The sequence below is a fragment of the Saccharothrix coeruleofusca genome, from assembly GCF_017876325.1.
GTDB classification, from domain to species: domain Bacteria; phylum Actinomycetota; class Actinomycetes; order Mycobacteriales; family Pseudonocardiaceae; genus Actinosynnema; species Actinosynnema coeruleofuscum.
This window is the reverse complement of record NZ_JAGINV010000001.1, coordinates 5,460,009-5,483,916: the sequence shown is the minus strand read 5'-3', so window position 1 is coordinate 5,483,916 and position 23,908 is coordinate 5,460,009. Positions and strand designations below refer to the sequence as shown.

The window sequence follows — 23,908 nt, the reverse complement described above, 5'->3', positions numbered from 1 at the left end:
GTGCCTGGCCAGAAACTGCCCGACGGCAAACCGATCCGGGTCGCCCTGCTGGGCTGCGGCACGGTCGGCGCCGAGGTGGTCCGGCTGCTCACCGACCAGGCCGCCGACCTCACCGCGCGCGTGGGCGCCCCGGTGGAGCTGGCGGGCATCGCCGTGCGCAAGCCGAACAAGCACCGCGAGGTGCCCGCCGAGCTGCTGACCACCGACGCGGCGGGCCTGGTCGCCTCGGACGTGGACGTGGTGGTGGAGGTCATCGGCGGCATCGAGCCCGCCAGGACCCTGCTGCTGGACGCGCTGCGCGCGGGCAAGTCGGTGGTGACGGCGAACAAGGCGCTGCTGGCCGAGCACTCCGGCGCGCTGTTCGAGGCCGCCGACGCCTCCGGTGCGGACCTGTACTTCGAAGCGGCCGTGGCGGGGGCGATCCCGCTGCTGCGGCCGCTGCGCGAGTCGCTGGCCGGGGACCGGATCACCCGCGTGATGGGCATCGTCAACGGCACCACCAACTACATCCTCTCCGGCATGGACGCCACCGGCGCGGGCTACGGCGAGGCGCTGGAGGAGGCCAGCAGGCTCGGCTACGCCGAGGCGGACCCGACCGCGGACGTGGACGGCTTCGACGCCGCCTCCAAGGCCGCGATCCTGGCCTCGCTGGCCTTCCACACCAGGGTCACCGCCGCCGACGTGCACCGCGAGGGCATCGCCGCGGTCACCGCCGCCGACGTGGCCGCCGCCAAGGGCCTGGGCCGCACGGTCAAGCTGCTGGCCATCTGCGAGCGGGTGACCTCGGCCAGTGGCGAGGAGTCGGTCTCGGCGCGGGTGCACCCGGCGATGATCCCGCGCTCGCACCCGCTGGCCGGGGTCGGCGGCGCGTTCAACGCGGTGTTCGTCGAGGCCGACGCGGCGGGCGAGATGATGTTCTACGGCAAGGGCGCGGGCGGCGCGCCCACCGCCAGCGCGGTGCTGGGCGACCTGGTGGCGGTGGCCCGCAACCGGGTCGTGGCCGGTCGCGGGCCGCGCGAGTCGGCCTACGCGGCGCTGCCGGTGCGGCCGATGGGGCAGACCCCGACCCGCTACCACATCAGCCTGGACGTGGCCGACAAACCGGGCGTGCTGGCGCAGGTGGCGGCGGTGTTCGCGGACCACGGCGTGAGCATCGCCGCGGTCCGGCAGGAGGTGCGCGTCGCGGACGCGAGCCTGGTGGTCGTCACGCACGCCGCGACCGACGCGGCGCTGCGCTCCACCGTGGACAAGATCGCCGGGCTGCCCGTGGTCCGGGAAGTGGTCAGCGTGATGCGCGTGGAAGGCGAGGAGTCATGACGATCCAGGCGGGCGTGCGACCGGGGTGGCCCGGCATCATCCACGCCTACGCGGACCGGATCGCGCTGCCCGAGGGCGCGCGGGTGGTCACCCTGCACGAGGGCGGCACCCCGCTGGTCCACTCGGCGCACCTGTCCGAGCTGACCGGCTGCGACGTGCACATCAAGGTCGAGGGCGCGAACCCGACCGGCTCGTTCAAGGACCGCGGCATGACCGTGGCCATGACGCACGCGCTGGCCAGCGGCATCTCGGCGGTGATCTGCGCCTCCACCGGCAACACCTCGGCCAGCGCCGCCGCCTACGCGGCCAAGGCCGGGCTGACCGCCGCGGTGCTGGTGCCGCGCGGCAAGATCGCGCTGGGCAAGCTGGCCCAGGCGGTCGCCCACGGCGCGCGCATCCTGCAGATCGACGGCAACTTCGACGACTGCCTCGAGCTGGCCAGCAAGACCGCCGCGGAGTACCCGGTGACCCTGGTCAACTCGGTCAACCCGGTGCGGCTGGTCGGCCAGAAGACCGCAGCCTGGGAGATCTGCGACGTGCTGGGCCGCGCCCCGGACGTGCACTGCCTGCCGGTGGGCAACGCGGGCAACATCACCGCCTACTGGCGCGGCTACTCCGACTACGCCGCCGACGGTGTGACCAACTCCACGCCGCGGATGTTCGGCTTCCAGGCGGCGGGCGCGGCGCCGCTGGTGCTGGGCGAGCCGGTGGCCAACCCGGAGACCATCGCCACCGCCATCCGGGTCGGCAGCCCGGCGTCGTGGGCGGGCGCGGTGGACGCCAAGGACTCCTCCGGCGGCCTGTTCGAGGCGGTCACCGACGAGCGGATCCTGGCCGCCTACCGGCTGCTGGCCAGGCACGACGGCATCTTCGTCGAGCCGGCGTCGGCCACCAGCGTGGCGGGCCTGCTGGCCACCGCCGCCGACGGCAGGCTGCCCAAGGGCTCCACGGTGGTGTGCACGGTCACCGGGCACGGCCTGAAGGACCCGGACACCGCGCTGCTGGGGATGGGCGAGGTCGAGCCGGTCCCGGTCGACCCCGGTGCCGTGGCCCACGCGCTGGAGCTGGCGTGACGGGTGTCCGCGTCACCGTCCCCGCCTCCACCGCCAACCTCGGCTCCGGCTTCGACGCGCTGGGCATGGCGCTGGGCCTGCACGACGTGGTCGAGTTCGAGGTCGTCGAGGAAGGGCTGGTCGTCGAGGTCTCCGGGGACTACACCGACGTCCCCACCGGCGAGGACCACCTGGTCGTGCGGGCCTTCCGGGCGGGCTGCGAGCTGCTCGACGTGAAGGTCCCCGGCCTGGTGCTGCGCTGCCGCAACACCATCCCGCACGCGCGCGGCCTGGGCTCGTCGTCGGCGGCCGTGGTGGCGGGCGTGGCGGCGGCGTTCGCGCTGGGCGGTCGCGAACCGGACACGAGTGCGTTGCAACTGGCCGCCGAGTTCGAGGGCCACGCCGACAACGCCGCCGCCTGCATGTTCGGCGGCGTGGCCATCGCCTGGTCGAAGGAGCGGCGGTTCCGGTCCGTCCGGGTCGACCCGCACCCCGACGTGTCGCCGGTGGTGCTGGTGCCCGAGCAGGAGTCGTCCACCAGGACCACGCGCGGGCTGCTGCCCGCGCGGGTGCCGCACGAGGACGCGGCGTTCGCCGCGGGCCGGTCCGCGCTGGCCGTGCACGCGCTGACCCGCGACCCGTCGCTGCTGCTCGACGCCCTGGACGACCGGCTGCACGAGCCGTACCGGGAACCGGCCTGGCCTGCGACGACGCGCCTGGTGGCGGCGCTGCGGGCGGCGGGGGTGCCCGCCGCGGTGTCGGGTGCGGGGCCGACCGCGCTGGCGCTGCCCCCCGGCGGGGTGCTGCCCGAAGAGGTGGACACCTCGGGGTTCGCGGTGCGACCGGTGCCGGTGGACCTCGACGGCGCGCGGGTTGCGCCACTCGGCTGAGGGCGCGACGCGCCGGGCACCGGTTGTTGCACCTGAACGGAGCGGCGTCTACCCTCGGGGCCATCAGTCACCGCGCGCACGGGCGCCGGTGTGGTGCCCGGACAGTCGCTCCGGAACGCATTCCTCCAGTGGCTCAGCCCTGTGCCGTACGGACGGGGTTGGCGCTGGAAGGCACCCGATCGCCGTGTGACCGAGAATCCGTCCTCTGTCGGTGGGCTCCGCATTCGTGCGCACGAGATCCGCCTGCACCGGATGGGACTGCCGTTCCGCGATTCGTCGGACGGCAGGTCCGCTGGACCGCGTAGGAGGCGCGGTCCGGTCAGGAAGGACATGTGTGAGCAACACTGATGTGCTGAGCAGCGAAGCTCCTGCTGCTCCCAACGCCGCTGCCAGTTCCGGAGCCGAGGAGACCGCTCTGACCACCCCTACCAACGGCAGCGCCCCCACGCGCAAGCGCGCGGGCCTCTCCGGCATGGTGCTGGCCGAACTCCGCGAACTCGCAGGTCAGCTCGGCATCACCGGTACCGCGGGGCTCCGCAAGGGTGACCTCATCGCGGCCATCAAGGAGCGGCAGGGCGGCACCTCCGGTCGGGGCAACGCCGCGACGCCGCCCAAGGCCGAGAAGGCCAAGGCGACCACCGCCGAGAAGCCCGCCGAGGCCCCCGCCGCCGAGAAGCCCGCCGACAAGCCCGTCGCGGACAAGGCCGTCGTCGAGAAGCCCGCCGCTGACAAGCCGGTCGACAAGCCGACCCAGCAGCAGCTCGACGTCACCGAGCGCCCCGCCGAGGAGGAGGGCGGCCGTCGCGGCAACCGCCGCCGCCGCTCCGCCAACCGGCCCGCGGGCAGCCCGGAGGCGCCCACGGGCGGCGAGGCCCCGCAGGCCGAGCGCCCGCAGCAGCCGGAGCGCGCCGAGCAGCGGTCCGACCAGCGCGGCGAGCGCCAGGAGCGGTCCGAGCAGCGCGGCGACCAGCGCGGTGAGCGCCAGGAGCGGTCCGAGCGCGGTGAGCGCGGCGGCCGTGCCGAGCGCGGTGACCGGCAGGACCGGGGCAACCGGGGCGACCGGCAGGACCGGGGCGACCGGGGCGACCGGGGCCAGAACCGCGACCGCGCGAACGGCCCGGACGACGGCGACGACGAGGACGGCGGCCGTCGCGGCCGCAGGTTCCGCGACCGGCGTCGCCGCGGCGGCCGGGGCGAGGGCACCGGCGGCGGGACGGACACGGAGGTCCGCGAGGACGACGTCCTGCTGCCCGTCGCGGGCATCCTCGACGTGCTGGAGAACTACGCGTTCGTCCGCACCTCGGGCTACCTGGCGGGGCCGAACGACGTCTACGTGTCGCTGTCGCTGGTGCGCAAGTACGGCCTGCGCCGCGGTGACGCCATCATCGGCGCGGTCCGCCAGCCCCGCGACGGCGAGCAGCAGCGGCAGAAGTTCAACCCGCTGGTGCGCGTGGACAAGATCAACGGCCTCGACCCGGAGGAGTCCCGCAACCGGCAGGACTTCACCAAGCTGACGCCGCTGTACCCCAACGAGCGCCTGCGGCTGGAGACCGAGCCGCACATCCTCACCACGCGCGTCATCGACCTGGTGATGCCGATCGGCAAGGGCCAGCGCGCCCTGATCGTGTCGCCGCCGAAGGCGGGCAAGACCTCGGTGCTCCAGTCGATCGCCAACGCGATCACCAAGAACAACCCCGAGTGCCACCTGATGGTCGTGCTCGTGGACGAGCGCCCCGAAGAGGTCACCGACATGCAGCGGTCGGTGAAGGGCGAGGTCATCGCCTCCACCTTCGACCGCCCGCCGTCGGACCACACCACGATCTCGGAGCTGGCCATCGAGCGGGCCAAGCGCCTGGTCGAGATGGGTCACGACGTGGTCGTGCTGCTGGACTCGATCACCCGGCTGGGCCGCGCCTACAACCTGGCCGCCCCGGCGTCCGGGCGCATCCTGTCCGGTGGTGTCGACTCGACCGCGCTCTACCCGCCGAAGCGGTTCCTCGGCGCGGCGCGCAACATCGAGAACGGCGGCTCGCTGACCGTGATCGCCACCGCGCTGGTGGAGACCGGGTCCGCGGGTGACAGCGTGATCTTCGAGGAGTTCAAGGGCACCGGCAACGCCGAGCTCAAGCTCGACCGCAAGATCGCCGACAAGCGCACCTTCCCCGCGGTGGACGTGGACTCGTCCGGCACCCGCAAGGAAGACCTGCTGCTGTCGCCGGACGAGCTGGCGGTCATGCACAAGCTGCGCCGCGTGCTGCACGCGCTGGACAGCCAGCAGGCCATCGACCTGCTGCTGGACCGGCTGCGCAAGTCCCGCACCAACATCGAGTTCCTGATGCAGGTGGCGAAGACGACGCCGGGCTCCGACAACGACTGATCGGCGCCCCGCGCACGGCCCGCCAGGCTCCCCGCCTGGCGGGCCGTCGTGCTCCCAGGGGCTCTTCAGCGACAGCCGCCGAGGGGCAGCCGCCCCGCCGCGACCAGCGCGGCGGTGCGCCTGCGCTCCACGAAGTACCGCGCGACCAGCAGGGCGACCGAGGGCAGGCCGACCGCGACGACCACCGCGACCGGCAGCCGCACGCCGTCCACCGCCACGCCCGCCACCAGCAGCGCGGCCGGGTAGGCCAGGCGCAGCCACCTGCGCTGCCAGGCCGAGGTCCAGGTCACCGCGCCGCCCGTCACACCGGTCACCGCGGTCGCGGCGCCGAACAGGGTGGTGGACAGCCCCACCCCCTCGCCGGGCAGGTCCAGCAGCAGGCAGGCCAACCCGACCAGGCCGAGCACGGCGCTGATGAACAGCACCGGCACCGCCAACCACGTGATCAGCCGCAACGGGCTCCCGGTCACGCACAGCACCGGCACAGTGTGGGGTCGAAACGCCGCCGGTGCAGCAGGCGTGCCCCCACGGGGCCGTGCCCGTGCGCCCAGTGGTCGCAGCCGATCGGCGAGTGGTAGTGAGCTCGGCCACGGAACAGGGCGGGCGCCGGGTGCGTTGCAGCAGGTGTCAGCAGATCTGGCAGACTGTCAGGTCGAGTCCGGCTCCGGTTCACCCCCGCGTTCACCTCCGCGGAGGACCCGGCGGCCACCCCAGCAGAACAGGACAAGACGTTGAAGACTGGCATTCACCCCGAGTACGTGACGACCGAGGTCACCTGCGGCTGCGGCAACACCTTCACCACCCGCAGCACCAAGTCCTCCGGCACGATCCACGTCGAGGTCTGCTCCAACTGCCACCCGTTCTACACCGGCAAGCAGAAGATCCTCGACACCGGTGGTCGGGTCGCGCGCTTCGAGGCCCGCTACGGCAAGCGCGCCAAGTAGCTGCTCCGACGGCGTCCACCCAGCGCGGCTGGGTGGGCGCCGTTTGTCGTCTCCAGACCCCTCCTAGCCCCGGAGCACCACCGTGACCGCGCCACTGGACACCCTGCTCGCCGAGCACGCCGAGCTGGAGGCCAAGCTCGCCGACCCGTCGGTCCACGCCGACCAGGCGGGGGCGCGCAAGCTGGGCAAGCGCTACGCCGAGCTGACCCCGATCGTGCGCACCGCCCGCGAGCTGGAGCAGGTGCGCGACGACCTGGAGGCGGCCCGCGAGCTGGCCGCGGAGGACCCGGCGTTCGCGGCCGAGGCCGAGGAGCTGGCCGCGCGCGTGCCCGCGCTGGAGGAGAAGCTCACCGAGCTGCTGCTGCCCCGCGACCCGCACGACTCCGCCGACGTGGTGCTGGAGATCAAGTCCGGCGAGGGCGGCGAGGAGTCCGCGCTGTTCGCGGGCGACCTGCTGCGGATGTACCTGCGCTACGCCGAGCGGCAGGGCTGGAAGGCCGAGGTGCTCGACGGCACCGACTCCGACCTGGGCGGGTTCAAGGACGTCACGGTGGCCATCAAGGGCCGCGGCGACTCACCCGACGGGGTGTGGTCGCGGCTGAAGTACGAGGGCGGCGTGCACCGCGTGCAGCGGGTGCCGGTGACCGAGTCCCAGGGCCGCATCCACACCTCGGCGGCGGGCGTGCTGGTGTTCCCGGAGACCGAGGACGTCGAGGTCGAGATCGACGAGAACGACCTGCGGGTGGACGTGTTCCGGTCCTCCGGCAAGGGCGGGCAGAGCGTGAACACCACCGACTCGGCGGTGCGGATCACCCACCTGCCGACCGGCATCGTGGTCTCCTGCCAGAACGAGCGCTCGCAGCTGCAGAACAAGGCCCGCGCGATGCAGGTGCTCCAGGCCAGGCTGACCGCGCTGGCCGAGGAGAAGGCCCAGCAGGAGGCCTCCGACGCGCGGCGCACGCAGATCCGGACGGTGGACCGGTCCGAGCGGGTGCGCACCTACAACTTCCCCGAGTCGCGCATCTCCGACCACCGGGTCGGCTACAAGGCGCACAACCTGGACCAGGTCCTCGACGGCGACCTCGACGCCGTCCTCGACGCCCTCGCCGCCGCCGACCGCGCCGCCCGCCTCTCCGCCTCCTGACCCCGCACGCCCACCCCGCGGTACCTGAGCGTTCGACTCGCGGGGTGGTGGGGTAGATCGTCCGCTTGTGGACGCAGGGTGGACCTCGCACCATGGAGGGGTAGGACTCCCGCTCGCTCGGGCGGGTGACACACGCCGAGGGGGCGCGATGGCGGACATCCTGGTCAACCCGCAGAGCGCGCCGCTGGACGCCGAGCTGTCCATCGTGGTCACCGGGCTGACCCCCGACCAGGCCGTCACGATCCGCCTGACCACCGGCGACTGGGCCGCTGAGGCGGTGTTCGCCGCCGACGAGCGCGGTGTGGTCGACGTAACCCGGCACGCGCCCCTGGAGGGCAGCTACCAGGGCGTCGACCCGATGGGCCTGTTCTGGTCGGCGGAGCGGACCGGCGACGAACCGGGACCGACCCTGCTGGAGGTCGCGGGCGTGGGCAAGGTCGAGCTGGACCGGCGAACCGTGCCCCGGGGCGTGCGGAGGACCGAAGTCCGCGACAACGGCCTGGTCGGCGTGCTGTTCGAACCCGACGACGACGACACCCACCCCGGCGTGGTGGTGCTGAGCGGCTCCGAGGGCGGGTCGCACGAGCTCGACGCCGCGCTGCTGGCCGGGCACGGGTTCGCGGCGCTGGCGCTGGCCTACTTCGGTGCTGCGGGCGTGCCCGACGACCTGGTCGACATCCCGCTGGAGTACTTCGGCGCGGGCATCGAGCACCTCAAGGGGCGCGCGGGCGAGGTCGGGGTCATCGGCAGGTCGCGCGGTGGTGAACTGGCGCTGCTGGTCGGGGCGACGTTCCCGCAGGTCCGAGCCGTGGTCAGCGTGGTCGGCAGCGGCGTGGTCACCCAGGGCATCGCGCCGGGCCGCAGGCTGCTGCAGAAGCTGGACGGCGAGGCCGCGTCGTGGACGTGGCAGGGCCGCCCGCTGCCGTACCTGCCCTACTCGCTCCCGGACGAGCTGCGGGCGCGGGTGGTCAACGGCGACCCGGTGCCGCTGGGGCTGGCGTTCGACCTCACCGACGGCATCCCGGAGGAGACCGAGATCCCGGTGGAGCGGATCAACGGGGGTGTGTTGCTGCTCTCATCCGGGCGGGACGCGAGCTGGCCCTGCGTGGAGCTGAGCGAGGTCGCCGAGCGCCGGTTGGCCGCGCACGATCACCCGTTCCGGTACGAGCACGTGGTGTACCCGGAAGCGGGACACCTGATCGCGGGTCCGCCGCACCGGCCGACCACCGACCTGGTGATCCCCGGCCCCGACGTGCCCTTCCTCGTGGGCGGTGCGCCCGCCGCGACGGCCGCGGCGCGGGCGGACGCGTGGCGACGGGCCATCGAGTTCTTCTCCGAACAGCTGGGGACCTAGTGTTGTGCGCATGAGCGCACACTTTGACGTCGTGGTCCTCGGTGCGGGGCCAGGCGGGTACGTCGCCGCGATCCGCGCGGCCCAGCTCGGGCTGAAGACGGCGGTCGTCGAGGAGCGTTACTGGGGCGGGGTCTGCCTGAACGTGGGCTGCATCCCGTCCAAGGCGCTCCTGCGCAACGCCGAGCTGGCGCACCTGTTCACCCACGAGCAGAAGACCTTCGGCATCCAGGTCGACGGCACGGTCCGGTTCGACTACAGCGCGGCCTTCCAGCGCAGCCGCAAGGTCGCCGACGGGCGCGTCAAGGGCGTGCACTTCCTGATGAAGAAGAACGGCATCACGGAGTACAACGGCTTCGGCACGTTCACCGACGCCAACACCATCCAGGTCGGCGACGAGACCATCACCTTCGACCACGCCATCATCGCCGCGGGCGCCAAGACCCGCCTGCTGCCCGGCACGAAGCTGTCCGACCGCGTGGTGACCTACGAGGAGCAGATCCTCTCGGAGGAGCTGCCGGAGAGCATCGTCATCGCGGGCGCGGGCGCGATCGGCGTCGAGTTCGGCTACGTGCTGCACAACTACGGCGTCAAGGTGACCATCGTCGAGTTCCTCGACCGGATGGTGCCGCTGGAGGACGTCGAGGTCTCCACCGAGCTGGCCAAGCGCTACAAGCGGCTGGGCATCGAGGTGCGCACCTCCACGCGCGTGGAGTCCATCGACGACAGCGGCGAGAAGGTCCGCGTCACCGTCTCCAAGGACGGCGAGCAGGAGGTCCTGGAGGCCGACAAGGTCATGCAGGCCATCGGTTTCCAGCCGCGGGTGGAGGGCTACGGCCTGGAGAACACCGGCGTGGAGCTGACCGAGCGCGGCGCCATCGCGGTGGACAACCGCGGCCGGACCACCGTGCCGCACATCTTCGCCATCGGCGACGTGACCGCGAAGCTGATGCTGGCCCACGCGGCGGAGTCGATGGGCATCGTGGCGGCGGAGACCATCGCGGGCGCGGAGACCATGGAGCTGGACTTCGCGATGATCCCGAGGGCGACCTTCTGCCAGCCGCAGATCGCCAGCTTCGGCTGGACCGAGGAGCAGGCGCGGGAGAAGGGCTACGACGTCCAGGTGGCGAAGTTCCCGTTCACCGCCAACGGCAAGGCGCACGGCCTGGCCGACCCGAGCGGTTTCGTGAAGCTGATCAGCGACGCCAAGTACGGCGAGCTGCTGGGCGCGCACATGATCGGCCCGGACGTCACCGAGCTGCTGCCGGAGCTGACCCTGGCGCAGCAGTGGGACCTCACGGTGCACGAGGTGGCGCGCAACGTGCACGCCCACCCCACGCTGAGCGAGGCGGTCAAGGAGGCCGTGCACGGCCTGGCCGGTCACATGATCAACTTCTGACGCACCGGCAAGTACTACCCGTGCGCCCCCGTCGAGCGCGTAACTACTACCCGGCCCGGTGTGCCGCGAGCCGGGTAGTAGTCAGCGGCCCGTTCCGGTGGGTCGGGTAGTACTTGCAGGCGGTTAGAGTTCGGGGCATGAGCAGACATCCGCTGCGCCCGGCCGTGCTGGAAGCCGAGCGCGTGCTGGCCGCGGCGGGTGTGGACAGCCCGAGGGTGGACGCCGAGCTGCTGGCCGCCCACGTGCTCGGCGTGCCGAGGTCGCGGCTGCCGCTGGTGGGCCAGGTCGACCCGCCGGTGGTGGAGGCGCTGCGCGAGCTGGTGCGCAGGCGGGCCGAGCGGGTCCCGCTGCAGCACCTCACCGGCTCGGTGCACCTGGGCGGGGTCGACCTGCTGGTCGGCCCCGGCGTGTTCGTGCCGCGCCCGGAGACCGAGCTGCTGCTGGAGTGGGCGCTGTCCGCCGTGGACGGCGTGCCGGAGCCGGTGGTGGTCGACCTGTGCACCGGGTCGGGGGCGCTGGCGCTGGCCCTGGCGCACCGCCGCCGCGACGCCGTGGTGCACGCGGTCGAGCGCGACCCGGTGGCGCTGGGGTGGACGCGCCGCAACGCCGAGGCCCGCGTGGCGGCGGGCGACCCCCCGATCACCCTGCACGAGGGCGACGTCACCTCATCGGGTGTGCTGTCCGACTTGGACGGGCGAGTGCACCTGGTGGTGTGCAACCCGCCGTACGTGCCGGACGACACGCCGGTGCAGCCCGAGGTGGCCGAGCACGACCCCCGCCAGGCGGTGTTCGGCGGGCCGGACGGGCTGGACGTGATCCGCCACGTGGTCGGCCTGGCGGCGCGCCTGCTGCGGCCAGGCGGCCACGTCGGGATCGAGCACGACGACACCCAGGGCGAGTCCGTCCCCGCGCTGCTGGCAGCCCACCCGGACCTGGCCGACGCCGCCGACCACCGCGACCTCGCGGGCCGCCCCCGCTTCGCCACCGCCCGCAGGCGCTAGCTCCGCCCACGGGTAGTGGTCAGCGGCCCTCGTGGGCGTGCCGGGTGGTACTTGCAGACGCTGGGGGCTAGGCGAACAGGGCCTGCACCTTCTCGGCCAGCTCGACCGCGCTGGTGGCCGTGGCGAGACCACCGGTGAGCCGCTGGGAGAGCCGGTCCAGCAGGCGCTGGGCGCGCGGCGGGCTGGGCCGCGGCTCGGCCAGTTCGGCGTCGAGGTCGTCGAGGGTGTCCAGGGCCGACTCGCGGCCGGGCGTGCCCTCCGGGTTCGCCGCCACCTCGGCGCGCAGCGCGGCCAGCAGGGCCCGCGCCTCGGCGAGGGCGTCGGCACGCGGACCGGTGACGACGTCGCCGGTGGTGTTGTGGTCGCCGATGACGAAGTTGCCGGTCGCGTCGCCGCCGACCTGGATGCCGTGGTCGTTCACCGCACCGCCCCTCACCCGTTCGGGCGGGCCGTCGCCGAGACGTTCCCGCTCCTGTTGTGGTCGCCGACGAACACGTTGCCGGTGACCGAGCCCTCGATGTGCACGTTCTTGCTGAACACCTGGTTGGCCTGGGCCATGAACTCGGTGACCGCGATGCCCCGCTCCTCCAGGAACCGGCCGATCGACCGGAGCAGGCGGGCCTCCATGAGCTTGATGTAGCGCTCCAGGTCGGTGCGCTGGAAGTAGTCCTGCACGTCGTCGGCCGCGCCCATCTCCCGCAGGCTGCGCAGCGCGCCGTACCGCTCGGCCCGGACCTGGCCGCGCTGCTCGCGGATGGGCAGGATCGGCATCGTCGCGTGCCACAGCCGCCCGAAGAACGTCACCGGCAGGCGCGCCAGCACCCCCAGCGTCCGCACCACCGGCCACCACGGCGTGCGCGACATGCGGTCGATGGCCCGGTACCCGTCCTTGACCGGCAGCAGCACGCAGGGCGTCCACTCGACGTAGAGCATCCGCTCGTCCGAGCCCAGGTGCAGGTAGGACGACACCACCAGGTCCAGGTCCCAGGTCTGGACCTGGAAGCACCGGAAGTACCGCATCCACTCCAGCGGACCCGCCAGCACCCGGTCGGCGACCTCCCTGGGCAGGGTGCGGTTCGGCCTGCCGCGCGGGTCCGGCAGCACGGCCGCGGCCTCCGGTTCGCCGACGCGCGCCACCAGGTCGTCCGCGGGCACCACCACCCGCTCCACGGCGGTCAGCCCGCTGAGCCGGTTGCTCGGCGAGAGCGCGGCGGAGCGCCCCAGCGACAGCAGGTCGTGCTGCACCGCGTCGTACAGCTCGGCCAGGGTGAACGGGGTGACGGCCCGCTCCGGGTCCTTCGGGTCCAGGGGGAAGGCCAGCGACCACGGCTGGTAGCTCAGCCCGGCGCCCACGAACGGGTCGTAGCCGCGGTAGACGGTGGTCACCGGCCCGGCGCCCGCCGAGGCGTCCCCGCCGTCCCAGGCGGCCAGCTCGGCCTCGTGGGCGCGGTGGCCCAGGCTGCGCACCCGCCGCTCGCCCAGCCACCGGTCGGTGGTGGTGGGGGCCCGGAACCGGTCGCGGCGGAAGCTCGTGGTCAGCATCGACCACACCGCCAGCCGGTCCAGCAGGACCACCAGGACGATCAGCGGCGCGATCAGGAACGGAACCACCGGGACGGGCTCGGGGTCCTCCTCGTACCGGGAGTCGTACCGGGAACCGCTGTCGAACAGCGATTCACCGGTCGTGTACATGACGATTTGGACGAGCAGGTATAACGCGGCCACCACCAAACCCACGAAGAGCGCGGGCGGAGCGCTTTTCGCCTGCGGATTTCGAGGGTCGCTCGGCTTGGCCAGCCGGGCGCCCCACCGGGGCAACGCCGCGATCACCGCGATCACCGCCCACCACAGGGTCGTCAGCGGCGCGGCGAAGGCGAACAGCAGCACCAGCGCGCACAGCACGGCGTCGCGCGTCCTGCGCCTGGTCCGGGCCGCCACCGCCTCGCGCAGCACCGCGCCGCCGTCCACCCCCGGCGACGGGGCGAACGCCCTGGTCGGCTCGGTCAGGAATTCGCGGATGGCGTCGTCGGCGAATTTGCGGTCCAGGTGCGCCGCCGCGCACAGGTACCGGGTCACCCCGTCTTTTTCGGGCATTCGGTCATCCACTCCCCGCGGCCGGGAACGCGATACCCCGCATTCTGGACGGCACGGGCGGGGAGCGGTCCCGAATGTCCTGGGCCGATCGAGTGGACTTCGGGTGAGGCGGAGGCCGTCGGAGGCCGCCGGACGGGCTGTGCCAGGATTCGCCGGGTGAGTACGGTCTACGACTGCGGGGTCCAGGAAGATCGGACGGCCGGCCTCGCCGCCGCCGCGGCTGCGGTCCGCTCCGGACGGCTCGTGGTGCTGCCCACCGACACGGTCTACGGCATCGGCTGCGACGCCTTCGACGCCGCCGCGGTGCGCTCGCTGCTGGCCGCCAAGGGGCGCGGCCCGGACATGCCGGTGCCGGTGCTGGTCGGCTCCTGGACGACCATCGACGGCCTGGTCCTCTCGGTGCCCAGGCAGGCCCGCGCGCTGATCGAGGCGTTCTGGCCGGGCGGGCTGTCCCTGGTGCTGCCGCACGCGCCGTCGCTGGCCTGGGACCTCGGGCAGACCCGCGGCACGGTGATGCTGCGGATGCCGCTGCACCCGGTGGCCCTGGAGCTGCTGCGCGACGTCGGCCCGATGGCCGTCTCCAGCGCCAACAAGTCCGGCTTCCCGCCCGCGGGCACCGCGGCCGAGGCCGTGGAGCAGCTCGGCGAGGACGTCGCGGTCTACCTCGACGGCGGTCCCGCGACGGAGAACATCGCCTCCACCATCGTCGACCTGACCGGCCCGGACGCGGTGGTGCTGCGCGAGGGCGCGGTGCCGGTCGCGGAGGTCTCCAAGGCGCTGGGCGTCGAAGTCGAGGTCGCCCGCTAGTGGATCTTCGACGACGGGGTAGCGTGGTGCTCCTCCCAGTGTTCCCACCCCCACCTCCGAGGGGCTAGCTCCAGTGGGCCAGTTGCCTGCCTCCTCCGCCGTGCTCCCCGTCCGGGAGTACCTCCTCGTCGCGCTGACCGCCGCGGTGGTGACGTTCCTGCTCGTCGGGCTCGTCCGCCTGCTGGCCTTCCGCATCGGCGCGGTCGCCTACCCCCGGCAACGCGACGTGCACGTCAAGCCCATGCCCCGGATGGGTGGTCTGGCGATGTACGGCGGCGTGCTGGGCGGGATGCTGCTGGCGCACCAGCTGCCGGTACTGCGCTCGGCCTTCGACTTCTCCAACGACCCGTACGCGGTGATGGTCGGCGGCGGGGTCATCGTGCTGGTCGGCGTCCTGGACGACCGGTTCGAGCTGGACTCGCTGACCAAGCTGGCGGGCCAGGTGACCGCCGCGGGCATCCTGGTGCTGTTCGGCCTGCAGTGGCTGTTCTTCTGGGTGCCGTGGGGCGCGGACAAGGGCGCGCTGCTGGCGCTGGACCAGAACCAGGGCGCGGTGCTGAGCGTGCTGCTCGCGGTCACCATGATCAACGCGATGAACTTCGTGGACGGCCTGGACGGCCTGGCGGCGGGCATCGGGCTCATCGCCGCGGCGGCCACCTGCGCGTTCTGCATCGGCGTGCTGGCCAAGAACCAGGGCGACGTGGGCTCGTACCCGCCCGCGCTGATCGCCGCCACGCTGGCGGGCGCGTGCCTGGGCTTCCTGCCGCATAACTTCAACCCGGCCCGGATCTTCATGGGCGACTCCGGGTCGATGCTGATCGGCCTGATGCTGGCCGCGGCCACCACCTCGGCCTCGGGCAAGCTCAACTACGACAGCCTCGGCGCCACCGACGTGCTGGGCCTGCTGTCCCCGCTGCTGGTGGTGGCGGCGGTGCTGTTCGTGCCGCTGCTGGACCTGCTGATGGCGGTGGTCCGGCGCACCAGGCGCGGGGAGAGCCCGTTCTCGGCGGACAAGATGCACCTGCACCACCGCCTGCTGGAGATCGGCCACTCGCAGCGGCGGGCCGTGCTGCTGATCTACCTGTGGGCGGGTGTGCTGGCCTTCAGCGCGGTCGCGCTGACCGTGTTCGACGTGGTCGTGGTGGTGTGGTGCCTGGGCATCGGGCTGCTGCTGGCGTTCTTCGTCTCGGCCGTGCCCCGGCTGCGCGAGGCGCGGCGGTAGCGGCGACCCCCGCCTCCGCTGCCAAGCGCTGCCACCCGCTGCCACCCGGTGGCTGGTTGGTCGGGGCGACCAGCGACAATGGACCCGTGACTCGAACCCTCGACGCCGCCGACGTGACGCGCAAGGCGTTGCGCCAGTCCCTCCTCGTGCTGGTGCCGGTGGTGGTGATCGCGGCCGTCGTCGGCTGGTTCACCTCCGGCGCGGCCGGGGTGTGGGGCGCGCTGCTCGGGGGCGCCATCGCGGGCAGCTTCCTGCTCGTCACGCTGCTGTCGGTGCTGCTCACGGTCAAGGCGACGCCGGTGGTGACGGGCGGGGCCATCATGGGCAGCTGGTTGCTCAAAGTGATCATCGTGATCGCCGCTCTAGCCCTGTTGAGGGACTTGACGTTCTACTCCAAGACCGTTTTCGGAGTCGTCGTCCTGGTCTCGATCGTGGTGGTCCTGGCCGCCGAGACGCGGGTGGTGCTCAAGGCGAGGATGCTGTACGTGGACCCCTCCGGCACTGGTCAGAGCGATGCCCGTTAACCCCCGTGTACGGACGTGGGACGACTGGTTGGTAGGGTGCGGGGTAGATGAGTGACAAGTCAGACAAAACACCCCGAAGGGGTGACGGCGCTGTCTGGTCGATCATCGGCACGCTGGTGTCCGGCCCCGCGGTCTGGGGTGGCATCGGCTTTCTCATCGACAGGGCCACCGACAGCCGGGTCTGGACACCGATCGGGCTTGCGGTGGGCTTTGTCACGGGGTTCTACATCGTCTATGTACGCCACGGCCGGGGCTGACGCAGCGCCGACCGCGACTGCAGGGAGAGCACGCTGAACACCTTGGTGCTTGCCGAGGGCGCCGAGTTCCACAAGCCCTCTATCGAAGAGTTCTTCCCTCCTGCCCTGCTGTTCGAAGGTACCCCGTTCGAGGTCGACCGGATCATGCTGATCCGCATCCTCATGACGGTGCTCCTGGCGGCGTTCTTCCTGATCGCGCTGCGCCGTCCGAAGCTGGTGCCGCGGGGTGTGCAGAACCTGGGTGAGCTGGCGCTGGACTTCGTCCGGGTCAACATCGCCGAAGACGTGCTGGGCAAGCAGAACGGCAGGCGGTTCCTGCCGCTGCTGACCACGTTCTTCTTCCTGATCTGGGCGGCCAACCTCTCGGGCGTCATCCCGCTGCTGAACATGCCCGCCACCGCCCGCATCGGCCTGCCCCTGGTCCTGGCGGTCGTCGCGTACCTGGCGTTCAACTACGCGGGCATCAAGGCCCAGGGCGCGGGCCAGTACTTCAAGTCGAACCTGTTCCCGCCCGGCGTGCCCAAGCCGCTGTACATCCTCGTGACGCCGATCGAGTTCGCCTCGACGTTCATCATCCGCCCCGGCACGCTGATGATCCGTCTGATGGCGAACATGCTGGCCGGCCACATGACCCTGGTGCTGTTCTTCAGCGCCGCGTGGTTCCTGATGTTCCAGGCCGGGAACTTCCTGCTGGCGCCCGTGGGGGCGGTGTCCCTGCTGATGGGGCTCGTCTTCACGATCTTCGAGCTGCTGGTGCAGTTCCTCCAGGCCTACATCTTCACCCTGCTCACCGCCGTCTACATCGACGGTGCGCTCCACGCGGAGCACTGAGACCCAGAGTTTTGGGACGACCCGCGCCGGGAGCACCCGGCACGGGCCAACCGGAAAGGGAACGAACAGAAATGAACCTTGCTGAGGTCGCAGGCAACGTCAACGCCATCGGCTACGGCCTTGCCGCGATTGGCCCCGGCATCGGTGTGGGCATCGTGTCCGGCAAGACCGTCGAGGCGATGGCCCGCCAGCCCGAGCTGTCCGGTCAGCTCCGCACCACCATGATCCTGGGTATCGCGTTCACCGAGGCCCTGGCCCTGATCGGTCTCGTCGCCGGCTTCCTCTTCACCTGATCGACCGAACCCATAAGAGAAGGCGGTGACCACCATGACCGGCCTGATCCTGGCGGCCGAGGGGACTCCGAGTCCCCTCGTCCCGGCCGTCTACGACATCGTTTGGTCCGCGGTCTGCCTGGCGATCATCGGCTTCGTCTTCTGGAAGAAGGTGCTGCCGCTCTTCCAGAAGGTGCTCGCCGAGCGCACCGAGAAGATCGAGGGCGGTATCGCCAGGGCCGAGGCCGCGCAGGCCGAGGCGCAACGGACGCTCGAGCAGTACCGGGAGCAGCTGGCCGAGGCGCGCGCCGAGGCCGCCCGCATCCGCGACGACGCGCGGGCCGAGGGCCAGCAGATCATCGACGAGATGCGGGAGCAGGCCCAGGCCGAGTCCGCGCGGATCGTCGCGCAGGGCCAGCACCAGCTCGACGCGCAGCGCGCCCAGATCGTCGCGGAGCTGCGCGCCGACCTGGGCCGCGTGGCGGTCGAGCTCGCGGGCAAGGTGGTGGGCGAGTCCCTGGAGGACGAGGCCCGGCGCCGCGGCACCGTGGACCGCTTCCTCGACGAGCTGGACGCCACCGCGGCGCCGGCGACCAAGTAGGGACGGTCCATGACGCTGCACGCCGCGAGTCGCGACGCTCTGGCAGCCGCCGAACTGCGGCTGCTGGAGCTGGTCGAGGCCACCGCCAGCGCCGACGCGCTCACCGCGCTCGGTGAAGAGCTGTTCTCCGTGGTCGACCTGCTGAGCGCGCAGCCGCAGCTGCGGCGCGCGTTCGGCGACTCCTCGTCCGACCCGGCCGGGCGCGAGCGGCTGGCTCGCACCCTGCTGGGCGGCAAGGTGTCCGACCCGACGCTGACCGTGCTGGTCAGCGTGGTCACCGCCAAGTGGTCCAGCCCGCGCGAGCTGGTCGACGGCCTGGAGTCGCTGGCCCGCACCGCGCTGCTGGTCCGGGCCGAGCGCGACGGCCGCCTCGACGCGGTCGAGGACGAGCTGTTCCGGCTCGGCCGCATCATCGCGGGCGACACCGACCTGGAGCGGGTGCTGACCGACCCGGCGGGTGACACCGCGGGCAAGCTGGCCCTGCTCGACAGCCTCATCTCGGGCAAGGTCGAGCAGGTCACCCGCGTGCTGGCCACCCAGCTGGTGCGCACCCCGCGCGGGCTGGGCGTGGTGCCGGGCCTGGGCAGGCTGGCCGAGCTGGCCGCCAAGCGCCGGGAACGTTCGGTGGCCCACGTGCGTTCTGCTGTTGAGCTGTCCGTCGAGCAGCAGGACCGCCTGGTCGCCACGTTGACCAGGATCTACTCACGACCGATCGCACTGCACGTCGAGGTGGACCCCTCGTTGGCAGGCGGCCTGCTGATCAAGATCGGCGACGAGGTCATCGACGGCAGCGTGGCGGGTCGGCTGGCGGCCCTCCGCCGCGACCTCGCAGGCTGACCGCAGTTAGCCCCTTTCCCATGAACGAAGTGAGAGCAGGAACGACATGGCGGAGCTGACGATCTCGTCGGACGAGATCCGCAGTGCGATCGAGAAGTACGTCTCGAGCTACTCCCCGGAGGTCAACCGGGAAGAGGTCGGTGTCGTCGCCGAGACCTACGACGGCATCGCCATCGTCGAGGGTCTGCCCGGCACGATGACCAACGAGCTGCTGGAGTTCCCCGGCGGCGTGCTCGGCGTGGCCCTGAACCTGGAGGTCCGCGAGATCGGCGCGGTCATCCTGGGCGACTTCGACCAGATCGAGGAGGGCCAGGAGGTCCGCCGGACCGGCCAGGTGCTCTCCGTGCCGGTCGGCGACGCCTTCCTGGGTCGCGTGGTCAACCCGCTCGGCCAGCCGATCGACGGCCTCGGCGAGATCGCGGCCGAGGGCCAGCGCGCCCTGGAGCTGCAGGCGGCCACCGTGCTGGAGCGCCAGCCGGTGAGCGAGCCGATGCAGACCGGCATCAAGGCCATCGACGCGATGACCCCGATCGGCCGCGGCCAGCGCCAGCTGATCATCGGCGACCGCAAGACCGGCAAGACCGCGGTCTGCGTGGACACGATCATCAACCAGAAGAAGGCCTGGGAGAGCGGCGACCCGAAGCAGCAGGTCCGCTGCGTCTACGTCGCCATCGGCCAGAAGGGCTCCACCATCGCGGGCGTCAAGGCCGCGCTGGAGGAGGCGGGCGCGATGGAGTACACCACCATCGTGGCCGCCCCGGCGTCCGACCCCGCGGGCTTCAAGTGGCTGGCGCCCTACACCGGCTCCGCCATCGGCCAGCACTGGATGTACCAGGGCAAGCACGTCCTGATCATCTTCGACGACCTGACCAAGCAGGCGGAGGCCTACCGCGCCATCTCGCTGCTGCTGCGCCGCCCGCCGGGCCGCGAGGCCTACCCCGGCGACGTCTTCTACTTGCACTCGCGCCTGCTGGAGCGCTGCGCGAAGCTGTCCGACGACATGGGCGGCGGCTCGATGACCGGTCTGCCGATCATCGAGACCAAGGCCAACGACGTGTCGGCCTACATCCCGACCAACGTCATCTCCATCACCGACGGCCAGGTCTTCCTGGAGTCCGACCTGTTCAACGCCGGTGTGCGCCCGGCCATCAACGTGGGCATCTCGGTGTCCCGCGTGGGTGGCGCCGCGCAGATCAAGGCGATGAAGACGGTCGCGGGCTCGCTGCGCCTGGACCTGTCGCAGTTCCGCGAGCTGGAGGCGTTCTCCGCGTTCGCCTCCGACCTCGACGCCGCCTCGCGCGCCCAGCTCGACCGCGGCGCCCGGCTGGTGGAGCTGCTCAAGCAGGCCCAGTACTCGCCGGTGCCGGTCGAGGAGCAGGTCGTCGAGATCTACCTGGGCACCAAGGGCCACCTGGACGACGTGCCGGTCGGCGACGTGCGCCGGTTCCTGGCCGAGTTCAAGGACAGCCTGCGCCGCAACCACGGCGACGTGCTCCAGGGCATCGTGGAGTCCAAGGTCCTGTCCGACGACGCCGAGCGGCGCATCCTGGACGCGGTCGCGGAGTTCAAGAAGCAGTTCACCGCCTCCGGCGCGGCCGCCCCCATCAGCGAGGCGCCCGCCGAGCCGATGAGCGCGGACGAGGTCGGGCAGGAGTCGGTGAAGGTCAACCGTCCCGCCCCGAACGAGAAGTGACGTAGGCGATGGCCGCACAGATTCGCGAGCTGCGCCAACGGATCAGGTCGGTCACCTCGACCGGCAAGATCACCAAGGCGTACGAGCTCATCGCCACGTCACGCCTGTCCAGGGCGCAGGGCAGGGTCGCGGCCTCGCGCCCCTACGCCGAGGAGATCACCAGCGTGCTCTCCGCGCTGGCCAGCGCCTCGGCGAACCTGGACCACCCGCTGCTGGAGGCGCGCAAGCAGCCCAAGCGCGCCGCCGTCCTGGTCGTCACCAGCGACAAGGGCATGTGCGGCGCGTACAACGCCAACGTGCTCAAGGCCGCGGAGGAGCTGATCTCGCTGCTCCGCTCCGAGGGCAAGGAGCCGGTGCTGTACGTGACCGGCCGCAAGGGCGTGGGGTACTTCCGCTTCCGCAGGCGCGAGCTGGCGGGCGAGTGGACCGGGTTCTCCCAGACGCCGAACTACCGGGACGCCGTGGCCGCGGGTGACGCCGTGGTCAAGGCGTTCCTGGCCGGTAGCGACGACGAGGGCGACGCCCCCGGCCCCGACGGGGTGCTGGGCGTCGACGAGATCCACGTCGTCTACACCGAGTTCAAGTCCATGCTGAGCCAGCAGCCGGTCGCCAAGCGCATCGCGCCGCTCGGGGTCGAGTACGGCCAGGAGCCCGACGGGGTGGTGCCCGGCTACGAGTTCGAGCCGGACCCGGAGACCCTGCTGGGCGCGCTGCTGCCCAAGTACGTCAACACGCGGCTGTTCTCCGCGCTGCTGGAGTCCGCCGCGTCGGAGTCCGCCGCCCGGCGGACCGCGATGCAGGCCGCGACGGACAACGCCAACGAGCTGGTCCGCACGCTCAGCAGGCAGATGAACGCGGCCCGCCAGGCCCAGATCACCCAGGAGATCAGCGAGATCGTCGGTGGCGCTTCCGCGCTTACCGGTGGCGCAGGAAGTGATGAATGACATGACTGCTACCGCTACTGCCACCACCACCCGCACCGGCCGTGTGGCCAGGGTGATCGGCGCCGTCGTCGACGTGGAGTTCCCGCGCGACGCCGTGCCCGAGCTGTTCAACGCCCTGCACGTCGAGATCACCTACGAAGCGGTGGCCAAGACGCTGACCCTGGAGGTCGCCCAGCACCTGGGCGACAACCTGGTCCGCTGCATCTCGATGCAGCCGACCGACGGCCTGGTCCGCGGCGCCGCCGTCACCGACACCGGCGCGGCGATCTCCGTGCCGGTCGGCGACGTGGTCAAGGGCCACGTGTTCAACGCGCTGGGCGACTGCCTGGACAAGCCGGGCCTCGGCCGCGACGGCGAGCAGTGGGAGATCCACCGCAACCCGCCCGCCTTCGACCAGCTCGAGGGCAAGACCGAGATCCTGGAGACGGGCATCAAGGTCATCGACCTGCTGACCCCGTACGTCAAGGGCGGCAAGATCGGCCTGTTCGGCGGCGCGGGCGTGGGCAAGACGGTGCTCATCCAGGAGATGATCACCCGCATCGCCCGCGAGTTCTCCGGCACCTCGGTGTTCGCCGGCGTCGGCGAGCGCACCCGTGAGGGCACCGACCTCCTGCTGGAGATGGAGGAGATGGGCGTCCTCGGCGACACCGCCCTGGTGTTCGGCCAGATGGACGAGCCGCCGGGCACCCGCATGCGCGTCGCGCTGTCCGCGCTGACGATGGCGGAGTACTTCCGCGACGTGCAGAACCAGGACGTGCTGCTGTTCATCGACAACATCTTCCGGTTCACCCAGGCGGGCTCGGAGGTGTCGACCCTGCTGGGCCGCATGCCCTCCGCCGTGGGCTACCAGCCGACGCTGGCCGACGAGATGGGCGAGCTGCAGGAGCGGATCACCTCGACCCGAGGCAAGTCGATCACCTCGCTGCAGGCGATCTACGTGCCCGCGGACGACTACACCGACCCGGCGCCCGCCACCACCTTCGCCCACCTGGACGCGACGACGGAGCTGTCCCGGCCGATCTCGCAGAAGGGCATCTACCCGGCGGTGGACCCGCTGGCGTCCTCCTCCCGCATCCTGGAGCCGTCGATCGTCGGCGAGGAGCACTACCGGGTGGCGCAGGAGGTCAAGCGGATCCTGCAGAAGTACAAGGAGCTGCAGGACATCATCGCCATCCTGGGCATGGACGAGCTGTCCGAGGAGGACAAGGTCCTCGTCGGCCGCGCCCGTCGCCTGGAGCGCTTCCTCGGCCAGAACTTCATCGTGGCCGAGAAGTTCACCGGCCAGCCCGGTTCGTTCGTGCCGATCAAGGACACGATCGAGGCGTTCGACCGCGTCTGCAAGGGCGAGTTCGACCACTACCCGGAGCAGGCGTTCTTCTCCTGCGGCGGGCTCGACGACGTCGAGGCCAACGCGAAGAAGCTCGCGGGCAAGTGAGCTGATTTCGAAGAGCCGATCCGGAGGGCCGGAAACCCGCGCGCGGGTTTCCGGCCCTCCGGCGTTCACGGGGCCGGTGTCAACGGGGTCAGGGCGCGCCCAGGGCCCGCGAGATGGCCCGGCCGCAGGTGCGCACGGCGGACACGGCGGCGTCGGTGCGCGCCCCGGTCGGCAGGACCACCGACACCGCCGCCACCACCTCGCCGCCCGCGTCGCGCACCGGGGCGGCCACCGAGTAGGTGATCATCTCGATCTGCCGGTCGCTGATGGCGTAGCCGTCCCGCCGGACCTGGGCCAGCGCCTCCCGTAATCGCGCGGGCGCGCAGATCGTGCGGGAGGTGAACCGCCGCAGCGGGCTCGCCAGCGCCAGCTCCTGGACCTGCGCGGGGGCGTGCGCCAGCAGCACCAGGCCGACGCCGGTGGCGTGCAGCGGCAGCCTGCTGCCCGCCCGGCTGACCACGCTGACCGCGTCCCTGGCCGACAGCCGCTCCACGAACACCGCGTCCAGGCCGTCGCGGATGGCCAGCTGCGCGTTGTGCCGCGTCACCTCGACCAGGTCCTCCAGGAACGGCAGGGCGCGCTCGCGCAGGTCCAGGCTGCCCGGCGAGAGCGCCCCCAGCTCCCACAGCCGCAGGCCGATCGAGTACCGGCCGCGCGCGTCGCGGTCGAGGGCGCGCCACTGGAGCAGTTCCCGGACCAGCCGGTGGGTGGTGCTCAGCGGCAGCCCGGACAGCCTGCTCAGCTCGGACAGCGTGGCCGACGGCCGCTGCTCGCTGAACACGCCCAGGAGGGTGAACGCCCGGCCCAGCAGGGACTTCGGCACCGGCATCGGCCCATCTCCCGGTCAGTGGAAACGACTCTGCCGCGCGCAGTGTGACGCACTCCACGCTGGGCGCGGTGCGCGGGCCGAGGGAGG

The 23,908-nt window shown here is 71.9% G+C and carries 24 protein-coding genes; 20 read left to right on the top strand and 4 right to left on the bottom strand.

Annotated features, from left to right (window positions below; translation table 11 throughout):
* From JOF41_RS24750 to rho, 4 genes are all read left to right on the top strand, one after another.
* Nucleotides 1–1,317 (top strand): homoserine dehydrogenase, encoded by a 1,317-nt coding sequence (locus JOF41_RS24750; protein WP_189222645.1) that lies wholly within the window; start codon nt 1–3, stop codon nt 1,315–1,317.
* Nucleotides 1,314–2,390: a threonine synthase gene (gene thrC, locus JOF41_RS24745; RefSeq protein ID WP_189222646.1), complete on the top strand. Its 1,077-nt coding sequence runs from the start codon at nt 1,314–1,316 to the stop codon at nt 2,388–2,390. Before JOF41_RS24750 ends, thrC begins: the two co-directional genes overlap by 4 nt.
* Nucleotides 2,387–3,259, top strand: coding sequence for a homoserine kinase (thrB, locus tag JOF41_RS24740; RefSeq protein WP_229795319.1), 873 nt, complete (start codon nt 2,387–2,389; stop codon nt 3,257–3,259). The genes thrC and thrB overlap by 4 nt, the downstream gene beginning before the upstream one ends.
* Nucleotides 3,260–3,593: 334 nt before the next feature.
* Complete coding sequence (rho, locus tag JOF41_RS24735) at nt 3,594–5,636, top strand: transcription termination factor Rho (protein ID WP_189222648.1); 2,043 nt, start codon at nt 3,594–3,596, stop codon at nt 5,634–5,636.
* A 65-nt stretch (nt 5,637–5,701) separates the two neighbouring features.
* Here the strand turns inward: rho and JOF41_RS24730 are convergent, their stop codons facing one another.
* A complete protein-coding gene (locus JOF41_RS24730; protein WP_209622289.1) occupies nt 5,702–6,115 on the bottom strand; it encodes a hypothetical protein in 414 nt (137 codons plus the stop codon).
* 252 nt (nt 6,116–6,367) lie between these two features.
* Between JOF41_RS24730 and rpmE the strand changes: the two genes are divergently transcribed.
* The 5 genes from rpmE (at nt 6,368) to prmC (ending at nt 11,475) form a co-directional block, all read left to right on the top strand.
* Nucleotides 6,368–6,580 carry a 50S ribosomal protein L31 gene (gene rpmE / locus JOF41_RS24725; protein WP_189222650.1) on the top strand — a complete coding sequence of 71 codons (213 nt, stop codon included), beginning with the start codon at nt 6,368–6,370 and terminating at the stop codon, nt 6,578–6,580.
* A gap of 82 nt (nt 6,581–6,662) precedes the next feature.
* The gene (prfA, locus tag JOF41_RS24720) at nt 6,663–7,724 is read left to right on the top strand and encodes a peptide chain release factor 1 (RefSeq protein ID WP_189222651.1); all 1,062 of its coding nucleotides are present in this window, start codon (nt 6,663–6,665) and stop codon (nt 7,722–7,724) included.
* 148 nt (nt 7,725–7,872) lie between these two features.
* On the top strand, nt 7,873–9,078 hold the full coding sequence (locus tag JOF41_RS24715) for an acyl-CoA thioester hydrolase/BAAT C-terminal domain-containing protein (protein ID WP_209622286.1): 1,206 nt from the start codon (nt 7,873–7,875) through the stop codon (nt 9,076–9,078).
* A 10-nt stretch (nt 9,079–9,088) separates the two neighbouring features.
* Nucleotides 9,089–10,474, top strand: coding sequence for a dihydrolipoyl dehydrogenase (lpdA, locus tag JOF41_RS24710; protein ID WP_189222653.1), 1,386 nt, complete (start codon nt 9,089–9,091; stop codon nt 10,472–10,474).
* A gap of 137 nt (nt 10,475–10,611) precedes the next feature.
* On the top strand, nt 10,612–11,475 hold the full coding sequence (gene prmC / locus JOF41_RS24705) for a peptide chain release factor N(5)-glutamine methyltransferase (RefSeq protein WP_209622283.1): 864 nt from the start codon (nt 10,612–10,614) through the stop codon (nt 11,473–11,475).
* A gap of 67 nt (nt 11,476–11,542) precedes the next feature.
* Here prmC and JOF41_RS24700 read toward each other — a convergent pair whose 3' ends face one another.
* Together JOF41_RS24700 and JOF41_RS24695 are read right to left on the bottom strand one after the other, a co-directional pair.
* The gene (locus JOF41_RS24700) at nt 11,543–11,896 is read right to left on the bottom strand and encodes a hypothetical protein (protein WP_189222655.1); all 354 of its coding nucleotides are present in this window, start codon (nt 11,894–11,896) and stop codon (nt 11,543–11,545) included.
* Between the two features lie 11 nt (nt 11,897–11,907).
* Nucleotides 11,908–13,569 (bottom strand): AbeC-like domain-containing protein, encoded by a 1,662-nt coding sequence (locus tag JOF41_RS24695; RefSeq protein ID WP_209622280.1) that lies wholly within the window; start codon nt 13,567–13,569, stop codon nt 11,908–11,910.
* A gap of 156 nt (nt 13,570–13,725) precedes the next feature.
* On the opposite strand from JOF41_RS24695, the gene JOF41_RS24690 reads away from it, so the two are divergent.
* The 11 genes from JOF41_RS24690 (at nt 13,726) to atpD (ending at nt 22,992) form a co-directional block, all read left to right on the top strand.
* The gene (locus JOF41_RS24690; RefSeq protein ID WP_209622278.1) at nt 13,726–14,376 is read left to right on the top strand and encodes an L-threonylcarbamoyladenylate synthase; all 651 of its coding nucleotides are present in this window, start codon (nt 13,726–13,728) and stop codon (nt 14,374–14,376) included.
* A gap of 73 nt (nt 14,377–14,449) precedes the next feature.
* Complete coding sequence (locus tag JOF41_RS24685; protein ID WP_189222658.1) at nt 14,450–15,598, top strand: glycosyltransferase family 4 protein; 1,149 nt, start codon at nt 14,450–14,452, stop codon at nt 15,596–15,598.
* Nucleotides 15,599–15,684: 86 nt separating this feature from the next.
* Nucleotides 15,685–16,122 carry a Cg1360 family ATP-synthase-associated protein gene (locus JOF41_RS24680; protein WP_229795321.1) on the top strand — a complete coding sequence of 146 codons (438 nt, stop codon included), beginning with the start codon at nt 15,685–15,687 and terminating at the stop codon, nt 16,120–16,122.
* 47 nt (nt 16,123–16,169) lie between these two features.
* Nucleotides 16,170–16,379, top strand: coding sequence for a hypothetical protein (locus JOF41_RS24675; RefSeq protein ID WP_189222659.1), 210 nt, complete (start codon nt 16,170–16,172; stop codon nt 16,377–16,379).
* 45 nt (nt 16,380–16,424) lie between these two features.
* The gene (atpB, locus tag JOF41_RS24670; protein ID WP_229795479.1) at nt 16,425–17,210 is read left to right on the top strand and encodes a F0F1 ATP synthase subunit A; all 786 of its coding nucleotides are present in this window, start codon (nt 16,425–16,427) and stop codon (nt 17,208–17,210) included.
* Between the two features lie 71 nt (nt 17,211–17,281).
* Nucleotides 17,282–17,503, top strand: coding sequence for an ATP synthase F0 subunit C (locus JOF41_RS24665; protein ID WP_189222660.1), 222 nt, complete (start codon nt 17,282–17,284; stop codon nt 17,501–17,503).
* 34 nt (nt 17,504–17,537) lie between these two features.
* Complete coding sequence (locus tag JOF41_RS24660) at nt 17,538–18,083, top strand: F0F1 ATP synthase subunit B (protein ID WP_189223297.1); 546 nt, start codon at nt 17,538–17,540, stop codon at nt 18,081–18,083.
* A gap of 9 nt (nt 18,084–18,092) precedes the next feature.
* A complete protein-coding gene (locus JOF41_RS24655; protein WP_189222661.1) occupies nt 18,093–18,920 on the top strand; it encodes a F0F1 ATP synthase subunit delta in 828 nt (275 codons plus the stop codon).
* A 46-nt stretch (nt 18,921–18,966) separates the two neighbouring features.
* Nucleotides 18,967–20,613, top strand: a complete 1,647-nt coding sequence (gene atpA / locus JOF41_RS24650) for a F0F1 ATP synthase subunit alpha (protein ID WP_189222662.1) — start codon at nt 18,967–18,969, stop codon at nt 20,611–20,613.
* A gap of 8 nt (nt 20,614–20,621) precedes the next feature.
* Nucleotides 20,622–21,557 (top strand): F0F1 ATP synthase subunit gamma, encoded by a 936-nt coding sequence (locus JOF41_RS24645; protein WP_189222663.1) that lies wholly within the window; start codon nt 20,622–20,624, stop codon nt 21,555–21,557.
* A gap of 1 nt (nt 21,558) precedes the next feature.
* Nucleotides 21,559–22,992, top strand: a complete 1,434-nt coding sequence (gene atpD / locus JOF41_RS24640) for a F0F1 ATP synthase subunit beta (protein ID WP_189222664.1) — start codon at nt 21,559–21,561, stop codon at nt 22,990–22,992.
* 88 nt (nt 22,993–23,080) lie between these two features.
* Here atpD and JOF41_RS24635 read toward each other — a convergent pair whose 3' ends face one another.
* The gene (locus tag JOF41_RS24635) at nt 23,081–23,821 is read right to left on the bottom strand and encodes an IclR family transcriptional regulator (protein ID WP_189222665.1); all 741 of its coding nucleotides are present in this window, start codon (nt 23,819–23,821) and stop codon (nt 23,081–23,083) included.
* Nucleotides 23,822–23,908 lie beyond the last annotated feature (87 nt).